Below are 21,919 nucleotides of genomic sequence, written 5' to 3' on the forward strand. Positions count from 1 at the left end.
TCACGGGGACACCATCGCGTCCACGGTCTCCGGCGCGAGCATCTCGTCCGCGACGATCCCCGCGACGCCGGTGAGCGTGGTGTTCACGCCGACCGCGCACGGCCCGATGTCGAGGCTGTCCAGGGAGCTGGTGTGCGCGTGGGACAGCACCACCTCGCGCAGGCCGTCCAGGAACGGCGGCAGCACCCCGATCGCCCCGCCGACCCGCACGTACCTCGGGTTGACGATGGTCACCACGGTCGCCAGGACCGTGCCCACCAGCCGCCCGGCCTCCCGGGTCACCCGGACCGCCTCGGCCTCCCCCTCGCGGACCCGGCGCAGCACGTCGCCGGAGGTGCGCACCCCGGTCGGGCGCAGTGTGCGGATGACCGCCTGCCCGCTCGCGATCGCCGACACGCATCCCCGGCGCCCGCAGTCGCACCGCAGCTCGGACCCCTCGATGCGGATGTGCCCCACCTCGCCCGCGCACCCGGTCTCCCCGCGGTGCACCCGCCCGGAGATCACCATGCCCGCGCCGATACCGGTGCCGACCTTCACCCCGACCAGCGCGGCCCGTGGCCGGTTCATCTCGCAGTACGCGCCGAACGCCAGAGCGTTCGCGTCGTTGTCCAGGAACACCGGCACCGACAGCGTGTCCGCGAAGGGGTCGCGCAGCCGCACGCCGCGCCAGTCCGGCATCGACGGCGGGGCGATCGTGGTGCCCGCCTCGTAGTCGATCTGCCCCGGCACGCTCAGCCCGACGGCGCACAGGCTGTCCGCGCGGCCCGACCCGGCGAGCAGCTCACGGCCGGCCGACAGCAGGAACGACAGGGTGTCCTCCGGCCGGTGCCCGGCCGGCAGCGCGCGGTGGGTCTGCCCGAACACCGTGCCGCGCAGGTCGGCCACCGCGATCGTGGCGTGCCGCTGGCCGATGTCGGCCACCAGCGCGGTGCGGCCCACGTCGTTGGCCGCCAATACCTCGGCCGGGCGGCCGCCGCTGGACGCGCGGTGGCCCTCCTGCCGGAGCAGTCCCAGTCGCTGTAGCACGTCGAGGCGCTCGACCAGCGTCGCGCGGGACAGGCCGATCCGGTCCTGCAGTTGCTGCCGCGTCAGCGGTCCCTCGCTGCGCAGGATCGCGAGGATGTGGCCCGCCGAGGTGGGCGGGCCGGTGCGTGCCGGGGGCATGTTGACAGGATCTCCCGCGAGGACTTATGTTCAGCGCCCAGACAGAAGTGTAGACGAAGACATGGGGTGGAACTGAATGCGCGCGGCCAGCCCGATCGGCAGCGGCCCCACCCGTCGTACCGTCCTCCGGGGGCTCTTCCTGGCCGGCACCGCCTCGATGGCGGCCGGCTGTGTCGGCTTCGCGACGACGGGCGGCGGCGGGATGGTCTTCCTGTCCACGCAGTTCCGCCCGGTCGCCGAGGCCGAGCGTTTCCGCGGGTTCCTGGCGCGGACGTTCCCGGGCGCGGTCAGTTACGTCACCATCGAGGAAGGCCCGTTCGCCAGTCAGGTGCAGAGCCAGGTCGGCGCCGGCCGCACCCAGGTCGGCCTGCTCGGCGGTTCGCACAGCGACCTCGCGCCGCTCGCCGGGAAGTACCTGGAGGACGTCTCCGGAGTGCCCGCGGGCCACGGCTACCCGGCGGAGTACCTGGCGCTCGCCAAGGCCGGTACCGGGCAGTCCTGGTACGTCCCGTGGGCGCAGGCCAGCTTCGTGCTCGCCGCGCACGAGGACGCCCTGCAGCACCTGCCCTCCGGCGCGGACCCGGACACGCTGACCTACGACCAGTTCCTGGACTGGGCCATCGCCGCGCGCCGCGCCAACGGCAACCGGCCGGTGCTCGGCCTGCCGTGCGGCCCGAAGGGGCTCATCCACCGCTTCCTGCAGGGTTACCTGCTGCCCTCGTTCACCGGCGGCCAGATCACCACCTTCCGCTCGCCGGAGGCGGTCACCGCCTGGCAGTACCTCAAGGAGCTGTGGGCCAACACCAGCCCGTCCAGCACCACCTACGACTTCATGCAGGAGCCGCTGCAGTCCGGTGCGGTGCGCATCGGCTGGGACCACGTCGCGCGACTGGTGTCCGCGCCGGGCACCGAGCCGCAGCGGTGGCGCATGCTGCCCGCGCCACGCGGTCCGCACGGCCTCGGCTACATGGCGGTCGTGCTCGGCCTCGCGATCCCGAAGGGCAGCACCGACCGCCGCCAGGCCGAGCAGGTGATCGCCGCGCTGTCCACGCCGCAGGCGCAGGTCGAGCTGCTGCGGTCGAACGGGTTCTTCCCCGTGGTCGACGCGCCGATCCCGGACGACCTGCCGCCCGCCCTGCAGCTGGAGGCCGGCGCGGTGCGGCGCCAGCGGGACGCGCCGGGCGCGATCCTGTCGCTGCTGCCGGTCGGCCTGGGCACCCGCGAGGGCGAGGTCACCAAGGCGTTCAAGGACTCCTTCCGGGCGATCGTCCTGGAGGGTGCCGACATCCGGTCCACACTGGACAACCAGGCGAGGGTGCTGCAGAAGGTGTTCGACGACCTGAAGGTGCCGTGCTGGGCGCCCGACCCACCGGCACAGCGTTGCGAGGTGGCCTGACATGGCGGTGGCCACCATCCGTGCGGGGAGCAGGCGCCGCCTGGGCGGGTCGCCCTGGCTGCTGCTCGCGCCGTCGATCGTGTTCATGCTGGCGCTGTTCGGCTGGCCGGTGGTGCAGGCGCTGATCTCGGCGTTCACCGACGGCTCCGGCTTCACCCTCGCCGCGTGGGAGCGCCTCTTCGGCGACCCGTACTTCCTCAAGGCCCTGCGCAACACCCTGCTGCTCATCGTCATCGTGGTGCCGGTCCAGCTCGTGCTGGCGGTGGCGATGGCGCTGCTCGTGCAGGCCCGGCCGAAGTTCCTGTCCGGCCACTTCTACCTGTGGACCGTCCCGCTCGCGGTGTCCGAGCTGGCCGCCGGGCTGGTGTGGCTGTCGGTGTTCGACAACCGCGGCTACCTGAACTCGCTGCTGGTGTCATGGGGCCTGTCCGACACCGGTGTGCAGTGGCTGAACTACACCCACACCGGCACGATGCTGCTGGCCGTGGTGATCGCCGAGGTCTGGCGCGCCACCTCGCTGGTGTTCGTGATCGTCGTCGCCGGCATCCAGATGGTGCCCAAGGACTTCGACGAGGCCGCCCAGGTGCTCGGGGCGAGCGCGTGGCAGCGGTTGTGGCACGTGACGCTGCCGCAGCTCAAGCCGAGCCTGCAGGTCGCGCTGATCCTGCGGACGATCCTCGCGTTGCAGGCCTTCGCGGTCGCGCAGGCGCTGACCGGCCGCGATTTCCCGCTGCTCGTCGGCGAGACCTACCAGTGGTACGTCAACCTGCAGAACCCGGCCGTGGCCAGCGCCGCCGCCCTCGTGGTGCTCGTCCTGTCGCTGGTGACCGCGGTGGTCTACCTGCGCACCATGCGGCCGCGGGAGGCAGCGCAGTGACGACAAGGACCACAACGGCCACCACGACCGCGACGACCATGACGACCACGGCACTGCCCCCGCTGGACCGGGCGCCGCTACGCCGACGTCGCCGCCGCGCGATCGCGGTCCAGGTCGCCTGCATCCTGGTCAGCCTGTTCATGCTCGTGCCGATGATCCTGATCGGGCTGGCCGCGGTGTCCTCGCCGCAGGCACTGCTGGAGTTCCCGAAGCCGCTGATCCCCAGCAGCTTCTCCGCCGACACGCTGCTCGCGTTCATCCAGGCCACCGGAACCGTTCCGGCGCTGGGCAATTCGCTGCTGACCGGCATCTACACCGTGGTGCTGTCGGTGCTCGTCGGCGCCCCGGCCGGATACGCGCTGGCCCGCCAGGTCTTCCGCGGCAAGGACGCCTACCAGGTGTTCATGCTGCTGGCCCGCGCGCTGCCGATCGTCGTGCTGTCCGTGCCGCTGGCCACGATGTTCCTGAACTCCGGCGTCTACGACACGGTGTTCTCGGTGACGCTGCTGCACACCACGCTCGCCATGCCGACGACCGTGCTGATCAGCGCGAGCATCTTCGTGTCGGTGCCCGCCGACGTCGAGGAAGCCGCCCGGGTGTTCGGCTGCGGCCGGTTCGAGGCGGCGCGCCGGGTCGTGGTCCCGCTCGCGCTGCCCGGCCTCGCCGCGTCGTCGATCTTCACGTTCGTGTTGTCCTGGAACGAGATCCTCGGCGCCGCCGTGATCACACTGGGGCACCGGACACTGCCGGCCCAGGTGCTGGCCTCGCTCGGGGAGGCGCCGCAGGCGTACCGGTTCGCCGGTGGCTTCGCGCTGATCCTGCCCGCGCTGGTGTTCATCCTCGTGATGCGCCGGTACCTGGTGAACATGTGGGGGACCACGCTGCGATGAGGGAGCACAATGGCTGAGGTCGTCCTGCACGAGCTCGTGAAGACCTACCCGGGCGGCACCACCCGCGCCACCGACGAGGTGTCGCTGCACGTGGCCGACGGCGAGTTCATGGTCCTGCTCGGCCCGTCCGGCTGCGGCAAGACCACGCTGCTGCGGATGGTCGCCGGCCTGGAGACACCGGATGCGGGCCAGATCGTCATCGGCGGCCGGGACGTCACCTACCTGGAACCGCGGCGGCGCAACCTGTCCATGGTCTTCCAGTCCTACGCGGTGTTCCCGAACAAGAAGGTCGCCGACAACATCGGCTTTGGCCTGCGGGTGCACGGGGTGCCGGCGGACGAGGTGCGCAAGAAGGTCGAGTGGGCGGCGGAGCTGCTGCAGCTCACGCCCTACCTGGACCGGTACCCGGCGAAGCTGTCCGGCGGCCAGCGGCAACGCGTCGCGGTGGCGCGCGCGATCGTGATGGACGCCGACGTGCTGCTGATGGACGAGCCGCTGTCCAACTTGGACGCCCTGCTCCGGCTGTCGTTCCGGGCCGAGCTGAAGAAGCTGGTCAACGAGATCGGCGTGACCACCCTGTACGTCACGCACGACCAGGTCGAGGCGCTGTCGCTGGGGGACCGGGTCGCGGTCATGCGGGACGGGCGCATCGCGCAGTGCGGTGACCCGGTTGCCGTCTACACCGAACCCGCGGACGAGTTCGTCGGCGGCTTCCTGGGCAGCCCGCCGATGAACTTCCTCACCGGGACCGTCACCGGCGACGGGACGCGGATCGACCTCGGCGGCCAGACACTGCCCATTCCGCGGGCACTGGAGACCTTCCGCGGCCGGGAACTGCGGCTGGGCATCCGGCCCGAATCGATCGTCGTGAACCCGGAGGGGGACGGCCTGCGCGGCGAGGTGCAGGTGTTCGAACCGCTCGGCTCCGCTTCCCTGCTCACCACCGAGCTGTGCGGCCAGGTGCTGAAGGTGCGGGCACCGGCGAGTTTCCGCGCCGAGCCCGGTCAGACCTTGCGCCTGGGCCTGCCACCGGAACAGTGCCGGTGGTACGACCCGGAAACCCAGCTCCTGCTGGCGGCGGGGTAGCACGTGGACGTCACCAACCGTGCCGGAGGACCCTCCGGCGGCAGAAGGCCGGCCCGCTACGCCAGCGCCACCCTGGCCGCGCGGGCCGCCCGCGTGCTGCGGGACAACGACACCGGTGCGGTGATCACCGCCGCGCCACGGCTCTACCCGCACATGTGGAGCTGGGACGCGGCGTTCATCTCCGTCGGCCTCGCCCGGCTGGACCTGCCGCGCGCGATCGCGGAACTGGAGACCCTGTTCCGGGCGCAGTGGCGCAACGGCATGGTGCCGCACATCGTCTTCACCGGCGACGAGGACGCGTACTTCCCCGGCCCGGACCGCTGGGGCACCGACGCGGCCGCCGACGGACCGCGCGGCGTCCGCACCTCCGGGATCTGCCAGCCGCCGGTGCACGCGATCGCCGTGCAGCGGATCCTCGAGGTCGCCCGCGCCTCCGGACCGCAGGAGCGGGCCGAGGCGGAACGGTTCGGCCGGTCGATCTGGCCGGCGCTGTACTCCTGGCACCGCTGGCTGGTCGAGTACCGCACCCCGGGGCCCAGCGGCCTGATCGCGATCGTGCACGGCTGGGAGTCCGGAATGGACAACTCGCCGCGCTGGGACCTGCCCTACGCGGCCGTGCGGCCCGGTGACGAGCTGCCTCCGTACGTGCGCAAGGACGTGCGGATCGTCGGTGACCCGACCGAGCGGCCGACCGACCAGGAGTACGACCGCTACCTGTGGCTCATCGAGGAGATGCGCCGCGCCGGCTACGACCAGCGGGAGGTCGTCCGCGACTCCAGCTTCCTCGTCGGCGACGTGTTCATCACCGCGCTGTTCGCGGTGTCCTGCGACGTGCTGGCGGAGCTGGGCGCCGAGTTCGGCCGGCCCTCCTCGCAGCTGGCGGACCTGGCGGAGTGGGCCTCCCGGGCACGGGACGCGGTGGCGGCGAGCTGCCACCCGGTGTCCGGCATGGCCCGCGACCGCGACCTGCGCGCCGGCCGCTGGCTGGACACGGAGACCATCGCCGGGTTCGCTCCGCTGCTGTGCGGGGCAGCGCCGGACGAGGTGCAGCTGCGCCTGCTGTCGCTGCTGGACGGCGACCGCTGGTGCGGGCACCCGGACCTGCTGGCACCGGTGCCGCCGTCGGTCTCGCCGATGCGCCCCGGCTTCAACCCGCGCCAGTACTGGCGCGGTCCACAGTGGCCGGTCATCGCCTGGTTGTTCGGGTGGGCGTTCGAACGCCGCGGGTGGCACGAGCGCGCGCGCACGCTGCGGGCGGCCGGGCTGCGCCTGACCGGCGACGGCGCGTTCGGGGAGTACTACGAACCGTTCACCGGCGAGCCGCTCGGCAGCACCGACCAGTCCTGGACCGCGGCGGTCGTGCTCGACTGGCTCTGCGACGACGACGGCTGACACCGGTCACCAGACGCTGCCGGTACCACCGAGCTCGAGGCGGCCGTCGCGCATCTCGAACACGGCGCCGTCGGTGAGGTTGCGTGGCAGCGGCGCGTCCCGGGGGCGCCAGAGGGGCACCGCCAGGGGCGCGGACCAGACCTCGTCCCGCCCGTCCACCCGGAATCCCAGCGAGATCTCGTAGGTGCCCGAGCTGACCGAGGCCAGCGCCACGTGGAAGCGTTCGGCACCGCCGGGCTCGATCGTCCTGGACAGCGCGTAGTCACGGCGTTCCCCGGCTCGCGCGCCGAGCACCACCGCGTACACCTCCGATGCCGGCCGCATCGCCGGCAGCCGGAGGTGGTGGTCGTAGGAGAACCCGGACTCGTCGAGCCAGAGCGGATCCGACCCGAGTTCCGTGCGGGCGATCTCGCGAATCTCCCCGTCGGGAGTCTCGTGGGTGCCTTCGACGACGACCCGCACCGGCAGCCGGTCCAGCGGCGGGCCGAGGCTGAGCCAGTGGCGCGCGATCGGCGGCCGGTCCCGCTCGGCGTCGGAGAGCAGGACCCGGTACTCCGGCGACCGGCGGACCTCGTCGTCCCCGTCCCGGCCTGATCCGGCGAGCGCGTCGAGGAGTTCCCGTCGGCGCCGCCGCAGCTCGCTGATCGTGGCGGCGAGGGCGGCGTCCGGTTCGAGGGTGAGCACGGTCGTGGTGGCGCCCGGACCGACCACCGGTGCGGTGCCGGTGGCGCGGGCGCCGAACAGGTCCGGCAGCAGCGGATCGGCGAGCCGCAGCCGTACGTTCCGGGCGGGGCCCCAGCCGGTGTTGTGCACCCGCACGCTCAGTGCTCCCCGCACCACCCGCTGGTCGAGCGACAGCACCGGCGTCCGGTCCAGGGTGAACGCCGCCACCCGTACCGAGAAGGCGTCCAGGACGGCGGTGGCGTCACCCCGGTTGACGAACTTGCAGTCGATCGCGCCCACCGCGAACCGCTGTCCGATCACCTCGAACCGGGCGGGCTCCGCCGGTTCGGACAGCGCCGGGTCGAGCGAGGTGCTGACGAGCGAGACCGCCGACCGCTTGAGCGGCGGGCGCAGCCGGACGAGGGCGGTGAGCACGAAACCGGCGAACCCCAGCACCACGGCCAGCACGGCCAGCCAGAACACCTTCGAGACGATCGAGTCGACCACCGCGAACGTGTCGCTCGACTGGAGCGGGGTCAGCACCGGCAGGCCGAGCACCTGCTCGTAGATCAGGTACAGGATCAGCGCCGTCAGCCCGGCAAGGGTGAGCGGCGTCCGCAACCGGCCGGCGACCCGGACGAGACTTTCGAGGTGGTTCCCCTCCATGATCCGATGCTATCGGCGGATCGGGCGCGCACGGGGGCGAACAGCGGAACGGGGGCGCGGCGATCCCTCGCCACGCCCCCGTTCCGCGCGCGGGGATCAGGCCACGCCCACGACGTCCTCGGTCGCCGGCGGGCGTTCGGTCTCCACGTGCTTCTTGCTGCGCCGCTGGCGGCGTTCGATGAAGTTGGCCAGCGCGGTGAGCAGCAGGCACAGCGCGATGTAGATCGCCGCGACCACGATCGTCGACGGGACGATCGGCCGGCTGAACGCGCCCTGCGAACCGATGTAGCGCGCGTAGTACAGCAGCTCCGGGTAGGTCACCAGGAAGCCCAGCGCGGTGTCCTTGAGCAGCACCACGAGCTGGCTGATGATCGTCGGCAGCATCGAGCGGATCGCCTGCGGGATCAGGACGAGCGTCATCACCTGGGTCTTGCCCATGCCCAGCGCGTAGGCCGCCTCGCTCTGCCCCTTCGGCAGCGCCTGGATACCGGCGCGGAACACCTCCGCGAGCACCGAACCGTTGTAGAGGGTCAGGCCGAGCACCACCGCGGCGAACGGCGGCAGGGTCACGCCCAGGGCCGGGGCGCCGTAGTAGAAGAGGAACATCAGGATCAGCAGCGGAATGGCGCGGAAGAACTCGACGATGAACGTCGAGATGCCCCGCGCCCACGCGTGGTCCGACAGCCGGCCGGCGGCGAAGATCGCACCGAACACCAGCGCCAGCACGGCGCCGAGCGCGAACGCCTTGACCGTCGCCAGCAGCGCGGTCACCAGGTCACGCTGGACCTGCGCGTACTGCAGCCACTGCCACTTGCGGGCGGTGAACTGCCCGCTGTCGTAGAAGCGGTAGACGATGTAGGTGAGGATCGCCACCACGACCACGATCCCGAGCACCGCCATCAGCCGGTGCCGCATGCGGGCCTTGGGGCCGGGAACATCGAACAGGACGTTGCTCATCGCGCCACGCTCCAGCGCCTTTCGAGAGCCCGCTGCGCGAACGACAGGATCGCGACCAGGATGATGAAGCCGAGCGCGACCCACAGCAGGCCGATCAGCTGGTTGTCGCCGCGCTCGGACAGGTACTGGCGGATCGCGCCGGCTTCGGTGACCGAGAACCCGGCGGCGATCGTGGTGTTCTTCAGCATGCCGATCAGCGTGCTCATCAGCGGTGGCACCACCGAGCGGATCGCCTGCGGCAGGACGATCTGGCCGAGGATCTGGCTGAACGTCAGGCCGAGCGCACGGGCGGCCTCGGCCTGCCCGACCGGCACCGTGTTGATGCCCGAGCGCACCACCTCGCAGATGAACGCCGACGTGTAGATGGTCAGCGCCACCGCGGCGGCGGTGAAGTAGGACAGCTCAAGGATCTCGAGCAGCGGATAGGCGAACACGAGGAACACGAAGACCAGCGTCAGCGGTGTGTTCCGCAGCAGCGTCACGTAGGTGGCGCCGATGGCGCGGAACACCGGCACCGGGCTGACCCGCAGGCCGGCCAGGAACGTGCCGAAGATCAGGCTGGCCACCCCTGAGATCAGGAACAGCTTGATCGTGGTCCAGAAGAACGGACCGTAGAGGTCCAGGTTGTCGAGCAGGACGTCCATCGAGCCTTCCCCGCCGCGGTTGGTGAATGGGTGCACAGGGAGCGGCCGGTGAGCGCGAGCGCGCTCACCGGCCACAACGGATGGTCAGTAACGCTGGATCGCCGGCGGCTGGGCGGGCGAACCCGACTTGCCCAAGGTGGCGTCGTAGATCTTCTGCCACGTGCCGTTGTCGATGGCGGCCTGGAGCAGGTCGTCGATCTTGCCGCGCAGGGCGGCGTCGTCGTGGTTCAGGCCGATGCCGTAGGGCTCCTGCGAGAACGTCTTGCCGACGACCTTGAGGTTGTCCGGGTCCTGCGCGGCGAAGCCCTTGAGGATCGCGTCGTCGGTGGTGACGGCGTCGACCTCCTTGGTCAGCAGCTTGTCCACGCACTGCGAGTACTTCTGGAACTCGACGATGTTGCCCGGCTCGGTGAGCTGCTGGTCACGGACGCGCTGGATCGGGGTCGACCCGGTCACCGAGCAGACCTTCTTGCCCTTCAGGGTCTCCGGACCGGTGATCGAGGTGTCGTCCTTGCGCACCAGGAGGTCCTGGCCGGCCATGAAGTACGGGCCGGCGAAGGAGACCTGCTGCTTGCGCTTGTCGGTGATGGTGTAGGTGCCGACGTAGTAGTCGACGTTGCCGTTGCTGATCGCGGCCTCACGCGCGGCCGAGTCGACCGTGGTGAAGTTGATCTTGCTCTCGTCGAAGCCGAGACCCGCGGCGACCATCTTGGCGATCTCGATGTCGAAACCCTGGAACTTGCCGGTCGTGGGGTCCTTCAGGCCCAGGCCCGGCTGGTCGTCCTTGACGCCGATGGTCAGCTTGCCGGCGCCCTTGACGCGGGCGAAGGTCGGCGAACCGGCCACGTCGACGTTCTGCGCGACGGTGTAGGTCGGCAGCGCGGCGGCGTTCGAGCCGGTGTCGCCGGTGCCGGAGCCGGAGGGGGTGCCCTCCTTGCCGCAGGCGGTCAGCGTCAGGGCGCCGACGAGCAGCCCCGCTGCCAGGGTGCGGATCTTCATCTGGATTCCTGTTCTCCCGGGATCAGGCGGCGCACGCGCCGCGGGAACTGAACTAGTGCGTCAGGATCTTGCCGAGGAAGTCCTTGGCGCGGTCCGACCTCGGCTTGGTGAAGAACTCGTCCGGCGTGGTGTCCTCGACGATCTCGCCGTCGGCCATGAACACCACCCGGTTCGCGGCGCGGCGGGCGAAGCCCATCTCGTGGGTCACCACGAGCATGGTCATGCCCTCGCGGGCCAGCCCGGTCATGGTGTCCAGCACCTCCTGGACCATCTCCGGGTCCAGTGCCGAGGTCGGCTCGTCGAACAGCATCACCTTCGGCTTCATCGCCAGGGCGCGCGCGATCGCCGCCCGCTGCTGCTGACCCCCGGACAGCTGCGCGGGGTACTTCTGCGCCTGGTTCGCGATGCCCACCCGGTCGAGCAGCTCCATCGCCGTCTTGCGTGCCTCGTTCTGCCTGATCCTGCGGACCTTCACCGGCGCGAGCATCACGTTCTCGACGATGGTCTTGTGCGCGAACAGGTTGAACGACTGGAACACCATGCCGACCTCGGCCCGCAGCGCGGCCAGCGCCTTGCCCTCCGCGGGCAGCGGCTGACCGTCCACCGAGATCTCCCCGGAATCGATCGGTTCCAGCCGGTTGATCGCGCGGCACAGCGTGGACTTGCCGGAGCCGGACGGCCCGAGGACCACCACGACCTGGCCCTGCGGCACCTCCAGGTTGATGTCCTTGAGCACGTGCAGGTCGCCGAAGAACTTGTTCACGCCGGCAGCCCTGATCATCGCTGGTGCTGACGTAGCTGTGCTCATCTGCCCTCCATAGCCCGGCTCATGCGGCGATCTAACACCGTGTGGCAACGCGGCGCCCGCATCTCGCGGCAAACGCAACCCAGGTGTCATCCGTTCTGCCCGTTTTCCTGCGGACGGCGACCCCGGGTGCGGGTAACTGTAGTCAGGCAAGCCGCGCAGCTCGGAGGGGGTCGGTTCACTCGAACGGGGTACCGCCCTGCGCTCGGCTTCGTCGCGCTCGATACTCGGGTGGTGACTGTACGCAACCTGCGCACGGCGGTCGCCGCGCTCGTGCTCGCCGCGCTGTGCACCCTCGCCGTCCCGGCCCAGGCCGCACCCGGCTACTCGGTGACCCTCAAGGCCGGCCCCTACCGCACCCAGGCGGACTGCCAGGCGGTGCTGCCGTCCTGGCCCGGCCACGTCTGCACGTTCATCCCGGACCTGCTCCCCGGGCCCATTCCGGAAGGCTGGTACGTCGCGCTCCAGAGGTGACGCGCGCGCGGCCGGGTGAACCGGCAGCGTTACGCTGGTAGCCGTCATGTCTCGTCCGACCAGCGAACCTACCAGCGAACACGGTGCCCGATGACCGGTGGCAAGACGTTCCAGATCCGCACGTTCGGCTGCCAGATGAACGTGCACGACTCCGAGCGCCTCGCGGGGCAGCTGGAGGAGGCGGGCTACGTTCCGGCAGGCACCGGTGACGTGCCCGACCTCGTCGTGTTCAACACGTGCGCGGTGCGGGAGAACGCGGACAACAAGCTCTACGGCACCCTCGGGCACCTGCGCCCGGCCAAGGACGCCAACCCGGGCATGCAGATCGCCGTCGGCGGCTGCCTGGCCCAGAAGGACCGCAGCGAGATCGTCCGGCGCGCCCCCTGGGTGGACGTGGTGTTCGGCACGCACAACATCGGCGCGCTGCCGGTGCTGCTGGAACGTGCCCGGCACAACGCCGAAGCCCAGGTGGAGATCCTCGAGTCGCTGGAGACGTTCCCCTCGACGCTGCCCGCCCGCCGGGAGTCGGCCCACTCCGGGTGGGTCTCCATCTCGGTCGGCTGCAACAACACGTGCACGTTCTGCATCGTGCCCGCGCTGCGCGGCAAGGAACGCGACCGGCGGCCGGGCGAGATCCTCGCCGAGGTCGAGGCGCTCGTCGCCGAGGGCGTGCTGGAGGTGACGCTGCTCGGGCAGAACGTCAACTCCTACGGCGTGGAGTTCGGCGAGCGGGACGCGTTCTCGCGGCTGCTGCGCGCCTGCGGCCAGATCGACGGGCTGGAGCGGGTGCGGTTCACCTCGCCGCACCCGGCGGCCTTCACCGACGACGTCATCGACGCGATGGCGCAGACGCCGAACGTCTGCCCGCAGCTGCACATGCCGCTGCAATCGGGTTCGGACCGGATCCTGCGCGAGATGCGCCGGTCCTACCGGTCCAGCCGGTTCCTGTCCATCCTGGACAAGGTGCGGGACCGCATCCCGGACGCGGCGATCACCACCGACATCATCGTCGGGTTCCCCGGCGAGACCGAAGCGGACTTCCAGGCCACCCTCGACGTGGTGCGCCAGGCGCGGTTCTCCAGCGCGTTCACCTTCCAGTACTCCAAGCGGCCCGGCACCCCGGCCGCGGAGATGCCGGACCAGCTGCCCAAGCAGGTCGTGCAGGAGCGCTACGAACGGCTGGTCGAGCTGGTCGACGAGATCGCCTGGGACGAGAACCGCAAGCTCGTCGGGCGCAAGGTCGAGCTGCTGGTCGCCGAGGGCGAAGGCCGCAAGGACACCGAGACCCGGCGGATGAGCGGCCGGGCCCGGGACGGGCGGCTCGTGCACTTCACGCCCACCGGCGATGCGGTCGCCGGATCGGTGCGGCCGGGCGACGTCGTCGAGACGGTGATCACCTACGGCGCGCCGCACCACCTCGTCGCCGACGGCGACGTGCTCACGCACCGGCGCACCCGCGCCGGGGACAACGTGGAGGCGGGCCGCCGGCCCAAGACCGGCGGGGTGAGCCTCGGCCTGCCCGCGTTCGGCCGCCCGGCGCCGCAGCCGGTGACGACGGGCGGGTGCGGCCTGTGAGCGACGACTACGACCGGCTCGCCGCCGACGTCGACCACGCCGTGACCAAGGCGTCCCGGACGGTCGAGCTCGGCCGCCGCGGGTTCGTCATCGCGGTGCTCGTGTTCGTGCTGCTGGTCGGGCAGCTGCTGCCCTGGGTCGGGGACCACGTCGGCTGGGAGGTGCTGCTCGGCCGTGGCGGCGGCATCCCGCAGCTGTTCGCCACCACGTCCACCGTGATCGGGGTGCTGGCCTCGGCGCTGACCCTGATGACGCGCCGCTGGTGGCTGGCCTGGGTGTGCGCGATGGGCGGCTGGTTCGCCTCCGTCGACGGGTTGCTCGCGATCTGGTCGCAGCAGTCATCGGTGGCCAACGGCGCCGCCGGCCGCGGGCCCGGCATCGGCATGATCATCGCCCTGATCGCGATGATCCTGCTGGCCGCCCAGTGGATGCGCACCGCCTGGTCCCGCACCTGAGGCGAACCGCGGCGCCAGGGACCGCGCGAGCCGGCGGAACAGCGCCACGTCCGGGTTCCGGTCGCGGGTCCGGGTGGCGAGCACGCTGTGGTCCCACGGCGCGTCCACCACGGGCACGCACACCGTCCCGGGCCAGCGGTAGAAGCGCGCGAACGAGCTGAGCGCGGAGCCCGCACCGCGGCCCGCGGCCACGCTCATCAGGACTTCCTGCGGGGTGACCGCGTGGTCCGGCCCCGGCCGCGGGGCCTCGCCGCCGCGGGCGTGCGTGAAGTACAGGTAGTCGGTGAACGGCCGCGGGGTGTGCCGCGGCAGCGCGACGAACGGCAGGTCCAGTACGTCGGCGAGGCGCAGTTCGCCGGCCGCGGCGAGGTCGGAGCGCGCCGGGATGACGACGATGCGGGCCTCGGTGGTGAGCACGTCGACGGTGACCCGCTCGTCGGTCACGGCGGGGCGGACGAACGCCACGTCGACACGGTGCTCCAGCAGCGCGCTGGTGTGCTCGGTGAAGGTGAGCGCCTCCAGGGTCAGCTGCACGTGCGGGCGCAGGTGCCGGAAGGCGGAGATGACGGCCGGGGTCAGCTCGGCCGAGCCGTGCCCCATGACCCCGACGCGCAGGACGTCGTCGTCCGTGGCGAGGCCGGCGATGTCCTCGAACGCGGCGTTGGCGGCGTCGACCAGGCCGCGGGCGTGACCGAGGAAGCGGTGCCCGGCGGGCGTGAGCCGCACCGGCGACCGGTCGAACAGGGCGGTGCCGAGCTCGCGTTCGAGCTGCTGGATGTGGGCGGTGACCGCGGGCGGGGACAGGAACAGGCGCGCCGCGGCCCGGCCGAAGTGCCCTTCCTCGGCCACCGCCAGGAAGGACGAGAGGCGGCGCAGATCCACCCCCCGACGGTAGGCCGGGGCACGGCGTTCGCCAAGGTGATCCGTGGCATCCCCGGCGGGGGCGGCGCGTTCGGGATTCGTGAACGAGCTGGCTCGCGCGCGCCGGGTGGGTTAAAACCCGGGTATGACGGAGAGTGCCGTGCTGCCCGCGACCCGGCCGATGTGGCCGCGGGCGGCCTGGTTGATCACGGCGGCCGGGTGGGGGGCGAACCAGTTCTCGCCGATGCTGGGTGCCTACCGCCGCGAGCTGGGCCTGTCCGCGGCGACCGTGACGGGGCTCTTCGCGATCTACGTCCTGGGCCTGGTGCCCGGCCTGCTGCTCGGCGGGCCCGGCGCCGACCGCTACGGGCGGCGGGCCGTGGTGCTCGGCGCGGTGGCGCTGTCGGCGCTGGCGACCGGCGCGCTGCTGCTCGGCGAGGTGGGTGTGCCGTGGCTGGGGGTGGGGCGGTTCGCGTCCGGGTTCGCGATGGGTGCGGTGCTCGCGGCGGGCAGTGCGTGGGTGAAGGAGTTGTCCCACCCGCCGCACGACGACGCCCCGGAGGGCACCGGCGCGCGCCGGGCGAGCTTGTTCCTGTCCGCCGGATTCGGCCTCGGCGGCCTGGTCGCGGCGCTGATCGCGCAGTGGGCGCCGCTGGATGTGGCGTACCTGCCGCACCTCGTGCTGTCCGCGGTCGCGCTGGTCGCCGCGGTGAAGGTGCCGGAAACCGCGCCGCGGGTGGCGCCGGGCAGGCGGGTGACCGGGATCCGCGATCCGCGGTTCCGGCGGATGGTCGTGCCGGTGGCGCCGTGGGTGTTCGCCGCACCCGCGACCGGGTTCGCGGTGTTGCCGTCGGTCGTGGAGAGGCGTCTGGGCGGGGCGGAGACGGTGTTCGCCGGGGTGGCGATCGCCGTCGTGCTCGGCGCCGGGCTGCTGATCCAGCCGGTCGGCCGGCGGCTCGCGGCGCGCGCCGTCCTGCTGCCCGCGCTGATCGGCCTGGCGGCGATCGGGTCCGGAATGCTGTTCGGTACCGCGGCGGCGGTCACGGGACGGCCGGTGCTCGCGTTGCTCGCCGACGCGGTACTGGGGTGCGGCTACGGCTTGTGCGTGACCTTCGGACTGACCGAGATCGCCCGGATCGCCCCACCGGAGGGCCTCGCGCGGTTGTCGGCGGTGTGGTGGGCGCTGACCTACATCGGGTTCTGCGCGCCGTACGTGTTCGCGCTCCTGACGAAGGTGACGACACCGCCGGTCATCCTCGGCGCTGCGGCGGCGCTGGCGTTCCTGACCGGCGCCGGCGTTGCGCTGCGGCACCGCACCGCGCCGTCATAACGCCGCCGCGAGCGGCAAACACGCCGCCGTAACCGGCGAACACGCCGCGGCCGGCGGGCCCGGCGCCGGCCTGCCCCCGGGAATCGCGGCCGGGGGCCACCGTGCACTGGCGCCGGCTTACCTGGGGAGCCGTCGCCGGTTGACCGGGGAGTGCGAGCGCGGGACGACCTGCACTGCACGGCGGTGCGGATCATGGGCGGCGATCCGGAACGGCTCGAGTTCGAGCCACGGCCGCCGCCGGCCTCGGGCTCGAAGTCTGGTTCTCGCCCTGCCCGCTGGAGCTGACAGGGCGCGACCTACCCCGGCCTGCGCTGGGAACCCAAGGCCGCGTTCACCGCGCTCGCCGGGTAATACGGCGAGGAGTGAGCGAGCGGCCCCTCCGCACGCTGCGGAGGGGCCGCTCGCAGCGTGAACCTCAGCGGTCGGCGACCGCCTGCTCGGCGGCGCGCATCCACTCGCGCCACTGCGCCGCCTGCTCTTCGGCCTTCTTCGCGCGGCGCTCGTCACCGGCGGCGCGGGCCTTGGCCGCCTGCGCCTCGAACTGCTCGACCCGCTCACGGAACTGCGCGGCGCGTGCCTGCGCTTCCGGGTCGCTGCGGCGCCACTGGCTGTCCTCGACCTCGCGGACGCGGTCCTGCACCGCCTTCAGCCGGCCGTCCAGCTCGCGGATCCGTTCCCGCGGCACCTTGCCGATCTCGTCCCACTGCTCCTGGATGCGCCGCAGCTGAGCCTTCGCCGCGTCCAGGTTCACCCCCGGGTCGATCTTCTCGGCCTCGGCGAGCAGTTCCTCCTTGCGCGTGGCGTTCGCGGCGAACTCGGCGTCGCGCTCGGAGAAGATCGCCGACCGGCGGGAGAAGAACGCGTCCTGCGCGCCGCGGAAGCGCTGCCACAAGGCGTCGTCGGCCTCCTTGGGCGCCCGGCCCGCGGCCTTCCACTCCGCCATGAGCTCCTTGTACCGGGCGGCGGTCGGGCCCCAGTCGGTCGAGTCGGCCAGCGCCTCGGCCTCGGCGATCAGCTCTTCCTTGCGGGCCTTGGCCGCCGCGCGCTGCTTGTCCAGCTCGGCGAAGTGCGAGCCACGGCGCCGGTTGAACGCCTCGCGTGCCTTGGAGAAGCGTTTCCACAGCTCGTCGTCGGTCTTGCGGTCGACGCCCTTGATCGTCTTCCACTCGTCCAGGATCGCGCGCAGCCGGTCACCCGCGGCCTTCCACTGCACCGATTCGGCGGCGATCTGCTCGGCCTCCTCGGCGAGCGCCTGCTTGCGCCCGACCGCGGCCGCCCTGGCCTCCTCGCGCTCCTGCTTCGCGGCGGCGAGCGCGGTCTCGGCGTGCGCCACGATCTGGTCGATCCGGGCCGACAGCGCCTCGAGGTCACCGACCACCGCGGCGGTCGGCAGGCCGTCCCGCAGCTGGGTTGCGGTGGCGAGCGCGTGCTTGGGATCGCCGGCACCGGACGACAGGCGCGTGCCGAGCAGTTCCACCTCGGTGCGCAGGTCGTCGAAGCGGCGCGCGTAGTGCAGCAGCCCTTCCTCCGGCGAACCGGCCTGCCACACCCCGACGGCGCGTTCCCCGTCCGCGGTCCGCACGTAGACGTTGCCCTCGTCGTCCACCCGCCCCCACCGGGCGGGGTGCGGCTCGGCCGGCGGGACCGGCACGCCGTGAGCGGCGGCGGGCGTGTGGCCGTGGGGCACCTGGTGGGGCGCCGGGGTGCCGGTGTTCTCGTCGGACATCGCAGGCTCCTTATCGCCTGTCGGCCCGCCTGGCGGCGGGCGCCCCGCGGGCGCGCGGGGCCGGGTCATGCTGGTATCGGTCCTCTGGCCGCATTCAAGCAGTTCAGCGCCGCTCGTGGTACTCGGTTGGCGAGTCGGAGCGGGTGATTCTACTTCCGGGCCGCGTGGGATCGCTGTGATCGCCCGAGTCGCTGCGCTCCGTGTCCACCGGCTGCCCGCCGGTGGCTGCCGGTAACCTCGGCGGGTGTGATCGTGCAAGCCGTGGTGGTACCGCAGCCCCCGCTGCTCGTGCCCGCTCTGTCACCGGGTGCGAGTGCCGACCTGGAGTCCCTGCGCGCGGCGTGCCGCACCGCGGTGCGGCGGCTCGCCGCCGTCACCCGGGAGTGGATCGCGGTCGGCGCCGGGGCTCACGAAGGGGTGGTCGATCCGGGCTTGTCCGGATCGTTCCGGGGCTACGGGGTGGACGTTGCGGTCGCGTTGTCCGCCGGTCGCGTCACCCCGGCCGAGCTTCCGCTGCCTGCCCTCGTCGCGGGCTGGCTGCGCGAGCAGGCGGCCGCGGACTCCGTCCGGGTGCACCTGGTGGACGGTGACCCGGCCGAGTGCGAACGCCTCGGCAAGCAGCTGGCCCACGGCGAGCGGACCGGCCTGCTGGTCCTCGGTGACGGCTCGAACCGGCACGGCCCGAAGTCCCCCGGCAGCGAGGACGAGCGCGCCCCCGGCTTCGACGACACCGTCGCGCGCGCCCTGGCGACCGCGGACACGGCCGCGCTGCGAGCGCTCGACCCGGACCTGGCGGCGGAGCTGGGCGCCGGCGGCCGGGCACCGTGGCAGGTCCTGGCCGGCACCGGCGACGACTGGCGCGCCGAGCTGCTCTACTCCGCGGCGCCGTTCGGCGTCGGCTACCACGTCGCGGTGTGGGAGCGCGGGTGAACCCGATCGCCGTCGTCGGCCCCACCGCGACCGGCAAGTCCGAGCTGGCCATCACGATCGCCCGCGCGGTCGGCGGCGAGGTGGTCAACGCCGACGCGCTCCAGCTCTACCGCGGCATGGACATCGGCACCGCCAAGGTGCCGGAGGCGGAGCGCCGCGGCATCACCCACCACCTGCTCGACGTTCTCGAGGTCACCGAGACGGCGTCGGTCGCGGCCTACCAGCGCGACGCGCGGGCCGTCATTGAACGCCTGCTGGCCGAGGGCACGGTTCCGGTGCTGGCCGGTGGTTCCGGTCTGTACGTGCAGGCCGTGCTCGACGATCTGCGCTTCCCGGGCACCGACCCCTCGGTGCGGGCGCGCCTGGAGGCCGAAGCGGCCGAGGTCGGCGCGCCGGTCCTGCACGCGCGGCTGAGCAGCCTCGACCCCGCCGCGGCCACCGCGATCCTGCCCAGCAACACCCGCCGGATCGTCCGGGCACTGGAGGTCATCGAGATCACCGGGCAGCCGTTCTCGGCGAACCTGCCCCAACCCGGCCCGGCGCGCTACGGCACCGTGCTGATCGGCGTGGACCGGGACACCGCGGACCTGGACCGCCGGGTCGACGTGCGCGTGGACCGCATGTTCGCGGCGGGCCTGGTCGCCGAGGTGGAGTCGCTGCTGGAGCGCGGCCTGCGGGAGGGCAGGACCGCCTCCCGGGCGCTGGGGTACCAGCAGGTGCTGGCCGAGCTGGACGGCGGCCGGGACTTCGCGGCCGCGGCCGAGGCCACCAAGCAGGCGACGCGCCGATTCGTTCGCAGGCAACGATCCTGGTTCCGCCGCGACGCGCGGATCCGGTGGTTCGACGGAGCCGATCCGGACGTGGCCGCGCGAGTGCTCTCCGTGCTGGCCCAGTAGTCTGAACGTGTGGCAATCGAGTTCCTCAAGGGGCATGGCACCCAGAACGACTTCGTGGTGCTCCCGGACCCCGACGGACGGCTGGACCTGACAGCCGGGCGGGTCGCCGCGTTGTGCGACCGGCAGCGTGGGCTCGGTGCCGACGGCGTCCTGCGGGTGGTCCGCCGGGAAGCGGCAGACGCCCCGGCCGCGGCCGGCTCGGCGGGGGAGTGGTTCATGGACTACCGCAACGCGGACGGGTCCATCGCCGAGATGTGCGGCAACGGGACGCGGGTCTTCGCGCGGTACCTCGTCGAGACGGGGCTGGTGTCCGGGCGCGACTTCGTGATCGGCACGCGCGCCGGCGACCGGCCGGTGGTGGTGCACCCCGACCTGTCGGTGACGGTGCAGATGGGCCCGGCCTCGATCACCGGTGCGTCGGTCGCCATCGTGGACGGGCACGACTTCTCCGGCGTCGCCGTGGATGTGGGCAACCCGCATCTGGTGTCCATTGTGGATGATGATGTCGACGAGCTGGACCTCACCCGTGCGCCGCGCTACGACAGCGATTTCTTCCCGGAAGGGGTCAACCTCGAGTTCGTCAACCCGCTCGGCGAGCAGCGCCTGAAGATGCGCGTCTACGAGCGCGGCGTGGGCGAGACGCGGGCGTGCGGCACCGGCACGGTGGCGGCCGTCGCGGCCGCGCTGCACCTGGCCGGCACCGACACCGGGAAGTCCGCTGTGGACGTACCCGGTGGCCGTGTCGAGGTCACCGTGGAGCGGGGGGCGTCGACGCTGACCGGCCCGGCGGAGTTCGTGGCCCGGGGTGAGCTGGATCCGGCGTGGTGGGAGCAGGCCGGCTGACCGGCAGGTCCCGCATCGTCCGCAGCGGCGACAGCAGCACCGGTAGCATCGACACCGCGGCCAGGGCGCACCCGGCCCACACGGTGGCCCGGACCCCGATCGTCTCGCCGAGCGCGCCGCCGGCGAGACCGCCCAGGGGCATCGTGCCCCACACCACGAACCGCACGGTCGCGTTCATGCGGCCGAGCAGCCGGTCCGGGCAGATGGCCTGGCGGTAGCTCACCTGCGCGACGTTGTAGACGACGATGCCGTACCCGGTGACGGCCAGGCCCAGCACGCCCAGCGCCACCGACCACCCCGGCCGCGCGAGCGGCAGCAGCAGTTGCAGTGGCCAGGTCACCAGCGGCACCAGCCAGATCGATCTGGCCTGGCCGATCAGCCGCGTCCAGAACCCGGCCGTCAGCGCGCCCAGTACCCCGCCGCCGCTGCCGATCGCCAGCACCAGGCCCACCGCCGACGGGCTCAGGCCCAGGTCCCGGGTGAGGAACAGGACCTGCATGGAGATCACGACGGTGCCGGCGAAGTTGCCGCCCGAGGTGCACAGCACGACGGCGCGCAGCGTCGGGTTGCCGAACACGAACCGCAGGCCCTCGGCGATCTGCGCGCGCAGCGGGGTGCCGTCGTGCGGTTCGGGCTCCGGTTCCGGGGTGCGGATGCGCAGCAGGAACAGCGCCGACGCGAGGTAGCCGGCGCCGGTCGCGAGCACGGCGTTGGCCGCGCCCGCCAGCTGCACGAGGCCACCGCCGATCCCGGGTCCGGCCACCTGCGCCACCGACTGGCTGGTTTGCAGCTTCGCGTTTCCCTCCAGCAGGTGCTCCCGGCCGACCAGGGACGGCAGGTACGACTGGTAGGAGATGTCGAAGAAGACCGTCCCCACGCTGACCAGCAGGCCCACCACGATCAGCTGGGCCAGCGACAGCGCACCGGCCCACCACGCCACCGGGACGGTCAGCAGCAGCGCGGCGCGGGTGAAGTCCGCGCGCAGCATCAGCGGGCGGCGCCGCATCCGGTCCACCCATACCCCGGCGGGCAGCCCGATGAGCAGGAACGCGGCGTTCTCCGCCGCGGTGAGCAGGCCCATCTCGCCCGGGGTGGCGGCGAGCACGGTCGCGGCCAGCAGGGGGAGCACGGTCTGCCCGACGAAGGTGCCGGCCTGGCTGACCGTGTCACCCGCCCAGAGCAGCCGGAATCCCGGGTGGAACCAGAGGGAGTCACGTCGGGGCACCCCGATAGGGTGAACGACTGATTGGAATCCGTCAATCACTGGGCGGACTACGCTGAGCCGGTGGG

The 21,919-nt window shown here is 72.2% G+C and carries 21 protein-coding genes; 12 read left to right on the forward strand and 9 right to left on the reverse strand.

From position 1 onward, the window contains the following. Positions 1–1,164, reverse strand: a complete 1,164-nt coding sequence (locus tag FHX45_RS24370; protein ID WP_167106412.1) for an ROK family transcriptional regulator — start codon at positions 1,162–1,164, stop codon at positions 1–3. A gap of 76 nt (positions 1,165–1,240) precedes the next feature. On the opposite strand from FHX45_RS24370, the gene FHX45_RS24375 reads away from it, so the two are divergent. The 5 genes from FHX45_RS24375 to ggh are packed head-to-tail and all read left to right on the forward strand — an operon-like array spanning position 1,241 to position 6,805. Continuing rightward, a complete protein-coding gene (locus FHX45_RS24375) occupies positions 1,241–2,560 on the forward strand; it encodes an ABC transporter substrate-binding protein (protein WP_167106415.1) in 1,320 nt (439 codons plus the stop codon). Between the two features lies 1 nt (position 2,561). After that, complete coding sequence (locus tag FHX45_RS24380; RefSeq protein WP_167106418.1) at positions 2,562–3,437, forward strand: carbohydrate ABC transporter permease; 876 nt, start codon at positions 2,562–2,564, stop codon at positions 3,435–3,437. 38 nt (positions 3,438–3,475) lie between these two features. Beyond that, positions 3,476–4,327, forward strand: a complete 852-nt coding sequence (locus tag FHX45_RS24385) for a carbohydrate ABC transporter permease (RefSeq protein WP_167106421.1) — start codon at positions 3,476–3,478, stop codon at positions 4,325–4,327. Positions 4,328–4,336: 9 nt separating this feature from the next. Next, a complete protein-coding gene (locus tag FHX45_RS24390) occupies positions 4,337–5,413 on the forward strand; it encodes an ABC transporter ATP-binding protein (protein WP_167106424.1) in 1,077 nt (358 codons plus the stop codon). Between the two features lie 3 nt (positions 5,414–5,416). Then, complete coding sequence (gene ggh / locus FHX45_RS24395) at positions 5,417–6,805, forward strand: glucosylglycerate hydrolase (protein ID WP_167106427.1); 1,389 nt, start codon at positions 5,417–5,419, stop codon at positions 6,803–6,805. Positions 6,806–6,811: 6 nt separating this feature from the next. On the opposite strand, the gene FHX45_RS24400 is transcribed toward ggh, so the two are convergent. The 5 genes from FHX45_RS24400 to FHX45_RS24420 form a co-directional block, all read right to left on the reverse strand. After that, positions 6,812–8,134 carry a hypothetical protein gene (locus FHX45_RS24400; protein ID WP_167106430.1) on the reverse strand — a complete coding sequence of 441 codons (1,323 nt, stop codon included), beginning with the start codon at positions 8,132–8,134 and terminating at the stop codon, positions 6,812–6,814. A gap of 96 nt (positions 8,135–8,230) precedes the next feature. Next, complete coding sequence (locus FHX45_RS24405; RefSeq protein WP_167106433.1) at positions 8,231–9,091, reverse strand: amino acid ABC transporter permease; 861 nt, start codon at positions 9,089–9,091, stop codon at positions 8,231–8,233. After that, on the reverse strand, positions 9,088–9,735 hold the full coding sequence (locus tag FHX45_RS24410; RefSeq protein ID WP_167106436.1) for an amino acid ABC transporter permease: 648 nt from the start codon (positions 9,733–9,735) through the stop codon (positions 9,088–9,090). Before FHX45_RS24410 ends, FHX45_RS24405 begins: the two co-directional genes overlap by 4 nt. An 84-nt stretch (positions 9,736–9,819) precedes the next feature. Next, a complete protein-coding gene (locus tag FHX45_RS24415) occupies positions 9,820–10,734 on the reverse strand; it encodes a glutamate ABC transporter substrate-binding protein (RefSeq protein WP_167106439.1) in 915 nt (304 codons plus the stop codon). A gap of 52 nt (positions 10,735–10,786) precedes the next feature. Next, the gene (locus FHX45_RS24420; RefSeq protein WP_208407603.1) at positions 10,787–11,515 is read right to left on the reverse strand and encodes an amino acid ABC transporter ATP-binding protein; all 729 of its coding nucleotides are present in this window, start codon (positions 11,513–11,515) and stop codon (positions 10,787–10,789) included. 258 nt (positions 11,516–11,773) lie between these two features. On the opposite strand from FHX45_RS24420, the gene FHX45_RS24425 reads away from it, so the two are divergent. The 3 genes from FHX45_RS24425 (at position 11,774) to FHX45_RS24435 (ending at position 14,043) form a co-directional block, all read left to right on the forward strand. Further along, positions 11,774–12,013 carry a hypothetical protein gene (locus FHX45_RS24425; RefSeq protein ID WP_167106445.1) on the forward strand — a complete coding sequence of 80 codons (240 nt, stop codon included), beginning with the start codon at positions 11,774–11,776 and terminating at the stop codon, positions 12,011–12,013. A 90-nt stretch (positions 12,014–12,103) separates the two neighbouring features. Next, positions 12,104–13,588 carry a tRNA (N6-isopentenyl adenosine(37)-C2)-methylthiotransferase MiaB gene (gene miaB, locus FHX45_RS24430; protein ID WP_167106448.1) on the forward strand — a complete coding sequence of 495 codons (1,485 nt, stop codon included), beginning with the start codon at positions 12,104–12,106 and terminating at the stop codon, positions 13,586–13,588. After that, positions 13,585–14,043, forward strand: coding sequence for an Rv2732c family membrane protein (locus FHX45_RS24435; protein ID WP_167106451.1), 459 nt, complete (start codon positions 13,585–13,587; stop codon positions 14,041–14,043). The genes miaB and FHX45_RS24435 overlap by 4 nt, the downstream gene beginning before the upstream one ends. On the opposite strand, the gene FHX45_RS24440 is transcribed toward FHX45_RS24435, so the two are convergent. Further along, entirely contained in the window at positions 13,927–14,925 is a 999-nt protein-coding gene (locus FHX45_RS24440) for a LysR substrate-binding domain-containing protein (protein ID WP_167106454.1), read from the reverse strand. The genes FHX45_RS24435 and FHX45_RS24440 overlap by 117 nt on opposite strands. A gap of 124 nt (positions 14,926–15,049) precedes the next feature. Here FHX45_RS24440 and FHX45_RS24445 point away from each other — a divergent pair, with 124 nt between their 5' ends. Continuing rightward, entirely contained in the window at positions 15,050–16,234 is a 1,185-nt protein-coding gene (locus FHX45_RS24445; protein WP_208406088.1) for an MFS transporter, read from the forward strand. 415 nt (positions 16,235–16,649) lie between these two features. On the opposite strand, the gene FHX45_RS24450 is transcribed toward FHX45_RS24445, so the two are convergent. Then, positions 16,650–17,960, reverse strand: coding sequence for a DUF349 domain-containing protein (locus FHX45_RS24450; protein WP_167106457.1), 1,311 nt, complete (start codon positions 17,958–17,960; stop codon positions 16,650–16,652). Positions 17,961–18,206: 246 nt separating this feature from the next. Between FHX45_RS24450 and FHX45_RS24455 the strand changes: the two genes are divergently transcribed. Genes FHX45_RS24455 through dapF form a run of 3 tightly spaced genes read left to right on the forward strand, consistent with a single transcriptional unit; the run spans position 18,207 to position 20,629 of the window. Continuing rightward, positions 18,207–18,890, forward strand: coding sequence for a class III extradiol ring-cleavage dioxygenase family protein (locus tag FHX45_RS24455; protein ID WP_167106461.1), 684 nt, complete (start codon positions 18,207–18,209; stop codon positions 18,888–18,890). Then, entirely contained in the window at positions 18,887–19,786 is a 900-nt protein-coding gene (miaA, locus tag FHX45_RS24460) for a tRNA (adenosine(37)-N6)-dimethylallyltransferase MiaA (RefSeq protein WP_167106464.1), read from the forward strand. The genes FHX45_RS24455 and miaA overlap by 4 nt, the downstream gene beginning before the upstream one ends. 9 nt (positions 19,787–19,795) lie before the next feature. Further along, the gene (gene dapF / locus FHX45_RS24465) at positions 19,796–20,629 is read left to right on the forward strand and encodes a diaminopimelate epimerase (RefSeq protein WP_167106466.1); all 834 of its coding nucleotides are present in this window, start codon (positions 19,796–19,798) and stop codon (positions 20,627–20,629) included. Here the strand turns inward: dapF and FHX45_RS24470 are convergent. Beyond that, entirely contained in the window at positions 20,535–21,854 is a 1,320-nt protein-coding gene (locus FHX45_RS24470) for an MFS transporter (RefSeq protein ID WP_167106469.1), read from the reverse strand. The two genes, dapF and FHX45_RS24470, sit on opposite strands and share 95 nt — an antisense overlap. Between the last annotated feature and the right edge of the window lie 65 nt (positions 21,855–21,919).

It is taken from the genome of Amycolatopsis granulosa (genome assembly GCF_011758745.1).
In the GTDB taxonomy this organism is placed as follows: Bacteria; Actinomycetota; Actinomycetes; order Mycobacteriales; family Pseudonocardiaceae; genus Amycolatopsis_E; species Amycolatopsis_E granulosa.